Origin of the sequence: Hyalangium sp. (assembly GCF_035629615.1) — a bacterium.
Taxonomy (GTDB): Bacteria; Myxococcota; Myxococcia; order Myxococcales; family Myxococcaceae; genus Hyalangium.
Map to the genome: position 1 here is coordinate 1 of NZ_DASPHO010000317.1, position 7,237 is coordinate 7,237.

Annotated in this window: 3 protein-coding genes and 1 pseudogene; 2 read left to right on the plus strand and 2 right to left on the minus strand. The window is 65.8% G+C overall.

All coding sequences use genetic code 11. The features are described 5' to 3' along the window. Positions 1-98: 98 nt before the first annotated feature. Together VD972_RS16025 and VD972_RS16030 are read left to right on the plus strand one after the other, a co-directional pair. Positions 99-950 carry a hypothetical protein gene (locus VD972_RS16025; protein ID WP_324987818.1) on the plus strand — a complete coding sequence of 284 codons (852 nt, stop codon included), beginning with the start codon at positions 99-101 and terminating at the stop codon, positions 948-950. Positions 951-1,046: 96 nt separating this feature from the next. Then, positions 1,047-4,133 (plus strand): alpha amylase C-terminal domain-containing protein, encoded by a 3,087-nt coding sequence (locus VD972_RS16030; RefSeq protein ID WP_324987820.1) that lies wholly within the window; start codon positions 1,047-1,049, stop codon positions 4,131-4,133. 993 nt (positions 4,134-5,126) lie between these two features. On the opposite strand, the pseudogene VD972_RS16035 reads toward VD972_RS16030, so the two are convergent. Continuing rightward, positions 5,127-5,465, minus strand: a pseudogene (locus tag VD972_RS16035) (DDE-type integrase/transposase/recombinase); the annotation flags it as partial. A 398-nt stretch (positions 5,466-5,863) separates the two neighbouring features. After that, on the minus strand, positions 5,864-6,796 hold the full coding sequence (locus tag VD972_RS16040; RefSeq protein WP_324987823.1) for an alpha/beta hydrolase: 933 nt from the start codon (positions 6,794-6,796) through the stop codon (positions 5,864-5,866). Positions 6,797-7,237 lie beyond the last annotated feature (441 nt).

The following is a 7,237-nucleotide window of genomic DNA, read 5'->3' on the forward strand; positions in this document are numbered from 1 at the left end:
GGGGAGCGCCGGAAACCCTGAGTTCTAAGGCCCCTCCCCCCGCCGAGGTGCGAAGGAGAATGAGGTATCCTTCCGCCTGCCTCTCCTGGAGAACGTCGATGGTGTCCCCCCACCGTGTCCCACCTGCGCGCGCCGCGGCTCCGTGCTCGCGACGAGGGACGCGGCTGCTCGCGGTGGCGCTCTCGCTCCTGGCCACCGCGTGTGCCACCACCTCCGGCGACCTGCGCACCGACTGCGAGCGCGGCAACACCGGCGCCTGCAGCACGTGGGGCACCCAGCTCCTCATGCAAGGCGAGAAGCAGCAGGCCGAGAACGCCTACGCCCGCTCGTGCGAGGGCGGCGAGCTCGATGACTGCACCTCGCAGGGCCGGCTCATGCTGGAGCGCGGCGAGCTGACCGGGGCCGAGGCCCCGCTCCTCAAGGGCTACGAGTACGAGAGCGAGGCAGCCACCCTGGCCCTCGCGGACCTCTACCTGTCCCGCGGCGAGCCTGGGGACGCGGAGCGGGCGCGGCAGATGCGCTGGGAGGCCCCCGCCATCGACAAGCCAGGCCGCGAGTTCATCTTCTGGTGGCGCCCCTCGCCCACCGGGGAGACCACCTACGCCCTCGCGTACTCCTTCCAGCCCATGGCCTTCTGGGCTCGCCGGATGACGCTCGGCCTCCATGCCGCCGGCAACTCGCGGGGCGGCAACGAGCTCAACGCGGCCATCGGCTACCAGCACTTCCTCACCCCGGCCGTCGTCCCCTACGGCACCCTGCTCCTGGGGGGAGCCTTCCAGCAGCGCGCCTTCAACGCCGGCGCGGAGGTCGGCATCAAGTGGTGCCTGGGTCCAGTGGGACACCTCAACCTCGGGGGCGGCATCTCGGTGGGCAGCCCACTTCACGCCTCGATTGGGATAGGGATCAACTCCCTGCCCATCGAGCTACTCCTTCTCCTGGCAGGACGCTGATTTCCGACACTCCCTCCCCAAGGGACGCAACTTTGGGGAGGTAAGGTGCGAAGATACCGGCACCACACATTATCCCACATCACTGTAGAGGCGAACGTGAGCGACACCAAGATCAACCGCCCCTCCCCGAACCCGGTGACTGCCCCGGCGACGAAGGGCAACGCCCCCACGAACGCCGCGGAGCCGCGCAAGGAGACGGCGTCCCCGGCCTCGGCGAAGAAGCCTGCCGCGGCAGCTTCCGCGCCCAAGGTGAGCGCCCGGAGCACGGACGGCTTCGAGCCCACGGGCAGGGCGGCCTCGCGCCAGAGCGTGGCGGGCGCCCAGGCCCCGGTGGCGGTGACGGCCTCCGCGGCCGCCGCGGTCCAGCCGACGAAGCGCAAGGTGTCGTTCGTCTATGACGCCGGGCCGCACAGCAACCTCACGGACGTGAAGCTGAAGGGGAGCTGGGACGCCTCGGGCCAGTTCAGCAACCAGTGGGACGTGGGCTCCATCCCCATGCGCTCGCTGGGCAACGGCAAGTGGGAGGCCACGGTGGAGCTGCAGGACGACGGCCTGCCGCGCAACTGGGAGTGGGGCGTCACCGTGGACGGCCCTGCCGGCGACGATCAGTGGGCGGTGATGGGGGAGGGCAACCTCAAGCTGGATCTGAGCAAGCCCACGGCCGCGTACGCGCCGACGACGTACCACGACATGGGCTCGCAGCGGCGCGGCGAGGATCTCTCTTTCAAGCTCTGGGCCCCGGACGCTCGCGCCGTGCAGGTGAAGGTGACGGACCAGGAGGGCAACGTCCAGCGCATCCCCATGCAGCGCGCGGAGAACGGCGACTGGGCCGCCGAGGTGAAGGGCGGCTGGAAGAACCTGGAGGGCAAGTCCTACGTCTACGAGGTGGTGGACTCCGGGGGCCTCACCAGCGACCGGCCGGATCCGTACGCCCGGCAGATGATGGGCGAGCAGCGCGGCATCGATAAGCTCTACGTGGATCCGGTGAAGGGCCGCGAGGAGAACCGCTACTTCCCCGGTGCCACCGAGCTGACGCGCTTCACCATCGATGACGAGGCGAGCGCCGACAGCGCCTACCTGGTGCTCAAGGACGCCAGCGGACGGCAGCTCAACCGGGAGGAGCTGCTGGCGCGCCTCGGCGCGGGCGATGCGGGCCTCGTGGACAAGGTGCGCGGCGGGAAGTTCAACGATCTGTGGTCGAAGAACGTCGAGGCGGACGGCCGCATCAAGATGACGAACCACGACGGGGCGTGGACGGCGCTGGTTAACAACCCCGAGAAGCTGGTGGGCCTGCGCTACGAGTACCAGGTCTTCGAGAAGAACGCGCAGGGGGGCCTGCAACTGCGCGACGACGCGAACCGGGACGGGGCGTACAGCGCGGCCGAGCGGCGGGCCACGGGCTTCAATGATCCGTGGAGCGATCTCATCACCCCGGACAGCGGCGTGTCCTTCCGAGGCGCGGTGGTCACGGACCCGGCCAGCTTCCAGTGGAAGAACGACAACGCCCCGCGCGAGAAGGATCCGAGCAAGTGGGTGGTGTACCAGCTCCACGTGGGCAGCTTCCTGGGCCAGGGAGGCAACTCGAACCGGTCCACCTTCGAGGACCTGACGAAGAAGCTGGATCACTTCAAGGAGCTGGGCGTCAACACGCTGGAGCTGCTGCCCACCAACGAGGTGGAGGGCAGCCGCAACTGGGGCTACCTGGGTGTAAACAGCCTGGCCTCGGAGAGCTCGTTCGGCTTCGAGGACGAGAGCGGCAAGTGGGTGAGCGGGCCGGAGGCGCTCAAGCGCTTCATCGACGAGGCGCACGGGCGCGGGCTGAACGTCATCTCGGACGTCGTGTACAACCACGTGCACGGGGACAACAATGGCCTGTGGAACCTGGGCGGCGCGCAGAACCCGTACTTCAACTGGTCCGAGGAGCCGGGCAAGTTCGAGCAGCGGGACACGCCGTGGGGCGCGGTGCCGGCCTACCACCAGCCGAAGGTGAAGCAGCTCTTCGTGGACCACGCGGTGCAGCAGATCGCGGAGCTGAAGTTTGATGGCCTGCGCTTCGACTTCACCGAGCCCATCAAGGGCGTGGGTGGCCAGGAAGGCTGGGAGATGCTGCGGGAGATCAACCGCCAGGTGCACTTCGTCAACCCGAACACGTGGACGGTGGCGGAGCAGTTCGACTACGACCCGTCCATCTCGCGGCCGGCGAAGGCGGACGGCACGGGCGGCGGGTTCGACGCGCAATGGTACACGGAGTACCAGCACCGGCTGGTAAACGACAACAGCAAGCCGGGGTTGATCCAGGCGGCCTCGCGCGGCTGGAAGACGGACATGGATGGGTTCGTGAACCTGCTCACGGCGCCGCGCGGGCTGGACGAGTGGAAGAAGGCGCTGACGATCATCTCCAACCACGACGAGGTGGGGAACGCGCAGCGGACGATCAACACGGCCGAGGGCGCCAACCCCACGGACTTCCCGGAGCAGTGGGCGCGCAACGCGGCGCGGTTCACGGCGGGCATCGGCTTCGCATCGCCGGGCATCCCCATGTTCTTCCAGGGTGACGAGTTCGGCGCGCAGAACGACTTCCGCTGGGGCAACACGTCCACCTGGGACAGCGACTGGAGCTGGGAGTCGCTGGGCAAGGACTGGGACTGGACGAAGGTGACGTTCAACGACGCGCAGAAGGCCAGCTACGAGCGGCTCCTCACGCTGTCGCCGCAGGCGCGCGAGCAGGACGGGGCGTACAAGAGCCTGTCGTCGCAGGACAAGCAGGTGGTCAACCACCTGGCGGGCCTGGGCGGGGAGCAGCGCACGGAGGCGATGCTGGACATCACCCGGCGGCAGCAGTTCCAGTTCTTCAAGGATGCGATCGCGCTGCGCAACTCGAGCCCTGCGTTCCGCGCGGATGCCGAGGTGAACCGCGTCTACACGCACAACGACGACTCGGTGATGGCGTTCACCCGGAAGTTCGGGAACGAGGAGTACCTGATCGTCGGCAGCCTCAACCGCCAGAACCTGGACGGCTACAACATGCCGCTGCCGCCGGGGAACTGGAAGGAAGTGCTGAACAGCGACGCGGGGGCGTACGGCGGCGGGAACTTTGGCAACTTCGGCGCCACGCTGAACGGTGGGGGCACGACGAAGGTCAACATCCCGTCCGCGGGCTACGTGGTGTTCAAGAAGTCGTAGTCCTTGATTGGTCACGCTCGTGGATGTCAGCTATCCAAAGAACTGCGCGGCTGGGCGAGGCAGGTCTGCTCCAAGGCACCTTCACTTTCGAGGCCACCCCTGAGGAGCACAAGTGCTGGAACTCTCATGGAAGAAGCCGAGCCCACGAGATACCTGGTTGCGTCTGGCGTGATTGGGTGCCTTGTGTAGCGCTCTGGCATGCGCGGGAGCGCAGCTGGTGGAGACGCCTGCGTTGCTGGCGGATTATCCACGCGGCCCCGGAAGCTTTTGCGCGCTGAACCCTGAAGGGTGTCCGCCCCCGCCACCACCCGCCCAGCCTGAGCCCGTACAGGACCTGGAGTCCCCTGCGAACAAGCAGGCGTGCCTGGATGCGTGTGAGGCAGGCGGTGAGGTACTCAAGAACTTTTGCAGGCGCCTTCGGAACGAGCGAAAGAGGGCACTGTGCTGGGGCGCGGCAGAAGGCACCAAGCAGGCCTGCAGGGGCATGTGTAACGCGATCTATGAGTGTGACGGCTCGGCTGACTGCGCTCAGGGCGCGGGACAGTGAGGAGGTATCGTGAAGGACTGGCGTCCCAAGCTTGCTGCCATTGATGATCCGATCGCGGACGACTACTGGTCCTACGAGGCCAGGGATGGAACACGGCGAACCTCCCGAGTCACGATTGGCCGCCCCGCACCGCTTGCGGACAAGAGGGATTGGTACTGTCCGATCCTCTTCGAACACGTGACAGAGGGCATTTATTACTCCTACGGAGTGGGGCCTGTGGACTCGCTGATGAACGCTATGTACTTCGTTCGAAGGCGCTTCTACGCGCTCAAGGAAGTACAGCCTCGGGCGAAGCCCACGACAGGTTCCAAACGCCGCAAGGAGTCGAAGCGCAGCGAGGCACCGCGCTCGAAGACCAAGAAGCGAGTGACTGCCCCGGTACGTCGTGAGAGAGGGGCCTGAGAGGAAGGTGTGGCCCGTACAACCGGCGCGCGCTCGTGGCCGTGGACAGAAGGGTGCATCCCGGCTTGTTGGCAGTGAAGCCCAAAGGCCACCGAGGTGTACTGGGTGCCTTGGTCCGAGTGGTGGATGACAGCTTGGGGTCGCCTTTGCTTCAGCGCCATGTCGAGCGCATCCATGACCAGCTCGGTATGCTGGTGTGTCGCCATGGCCCAGCCAACAATCCGCCGGCTGAAGACGTCCAGGACGACTGCCAGGAAGAGGAAGCCGGCCCAGGTGGGCACGTAGGTGATGTCGGCCACCCACAGCTTGTCAGGGCCGTCGGCGGTGAAGTCGCGCTGGACCAGGTCCGGAGCAGGCCGGGCACGCTCATCGCGTACCGTGGTGGTGTAGCCCTTCTGTGGACGGCACCCGACGGGGTACGCGCCATTTTGAAGCACCAGGAGTTGCCCACGCGGCCTGCGCAGTTGGCTGCAGCGCAGGGGCCACCCCAGTACGCGGGGTGTTGAGCCCCAAGCCGTAACGCTACCTCAGAAGCCCACGCCTCTGCCTCCCCTTGCTGGGGGGCCGCCTGGGCCGGCATGCGCCCCAAGCGGGCTGCACGGCTTCTCCACCGGCCCGGCGCACAGCACGGGCGGCACCCGTCTGCGGCCTTCCTCGCCCCTCTGCACCAGCCCCCCCTCAACAGCGCCCCAATTTCTCCTATGCTCGTCACGGTGAGGTGCGATCTCTCGTGGACAATTGAACGCCCACCGGCCAGCGACAAGCTCAGCCTTCGCCTTAACTACCAAAGAGAGGGGTTGGCGGGAGGCGCGTCCTCCAAGAAAGGCGTCACCATCGATTCGAGTACCTTCGCCTCCCCTGAGATCCCAATATGAGAGGTCGCGGGGAGGATCACCAACCGCGCCGCAGGAACCTTCGTGAGCATCCCAGTTGCGGCCGCCGCCTCATCGCCTCCGCCCCGCAGCTTGAACATCGCCACCGCGTGTTCCAGCTTCACGCCATCCGCATCACCCACGATGACCATCGTCTTGGCTGAAATGGCGCGCATCTGAGCGTCGGTGATGTTCTGGTCGTTGATGTTCAACACCTTCATCTTCTCGATGTAGGCCTCGAACGCCTTGGGATCAGCCGTGTGCTTCTTGAACGCTGCTTCGACTGGAGAACCTGCAAACACCTCGGCGCTCAGGCCTTCAATCGCCTTGAACACCGCAGGGTACCAACCGTCCTTACGATAGGTGGCGGACAGCGAGACGAGCTTGTTGACGAGCGTGGGGTGACGCAACGCCAGCTGCAGTGCCACTCCTCCACCTTGGGAGTAGCCCATCACATCCGCACGCTCCACCTTCAGGGCCCGCAGCAATGCCGCAGCGTCATCGCCGAACTGCTCGTAAGACATCTTCCGCGACGTGTCCGCGGTTCGACCGTGGCCCTGTTGATCAAAGACAATCACCGAGCGCTTCGCAGCGAAGGCCGCCACCCAAGGCTTCATTGAATCGGTGGATAAGAAAGCCCCAGGAATCAACAGCAATGGGGCTGTCTTGGACTTGCCCAGCTCTCCATACACTTCGTAGTAGAGCTTCAAGCCGTTGATGGGCAGATGGCCACTGCGTGAAGGGCTCGGTCCTTGCGGCTTGGACGGTGGAGGCGACGACTCCGCTGCCCACGCCGTCACCCCCATGGCAACAAGTCCCATCACCACCATTCTTCGAAACATCCGGCTGGCCTCCTCGAAAGAGAGAGCACCGCTTATGACCCAGCAGACACGGAGCGTCGACGACTCACTTCTGCGATGTAGAGCACTTCACATCGTTAGGACAGTGGAGGGGTTCGACGCGCGAATGCGGTAGCCCTTTTGTCCATTCTCCTTGCACACCGCCGCCGCCCGCTGGGTCCTGCGAACATGCACGCAAACCTTCGAATTCTGAGTCTTGGCCTCATGGCCATCTTGGCCACCACAGGCTGTGGCGGCGGTGGTAGTCCTGTCCACCTCGACTTGGTGAGCCCACCGCGCAGCCCTAGAGCACCGAATCGTTTGAAGTTCATGTTATCCGGCTTTGAGAGTGGGGCGCTCCAAGTGCCGCTGCCATGACTCGATGTTCTGGATGGACGCGGCCCGTCGCAGGTCGAAGGTGTTCTTGCGTACCCCCCGGTACCG

Bases quoted from the DNA above. Each gene is read 5' to 3' on its own strand.
- VD972_RS16025 (WP_324987818.1), top strand. From the start codon at position 99: ATGGTGTCCCCCCACCGTGTCCCACCTGCGCGCGCCGCGGCTCCGTGC.
- VD972_RS16040 (WP_324987823.1), bottom strand. From the start codon at position 6,796: ATGTTTCGAAGAATGGTGGTGATGGGACTTGTTGCCATGGGGGTGACG.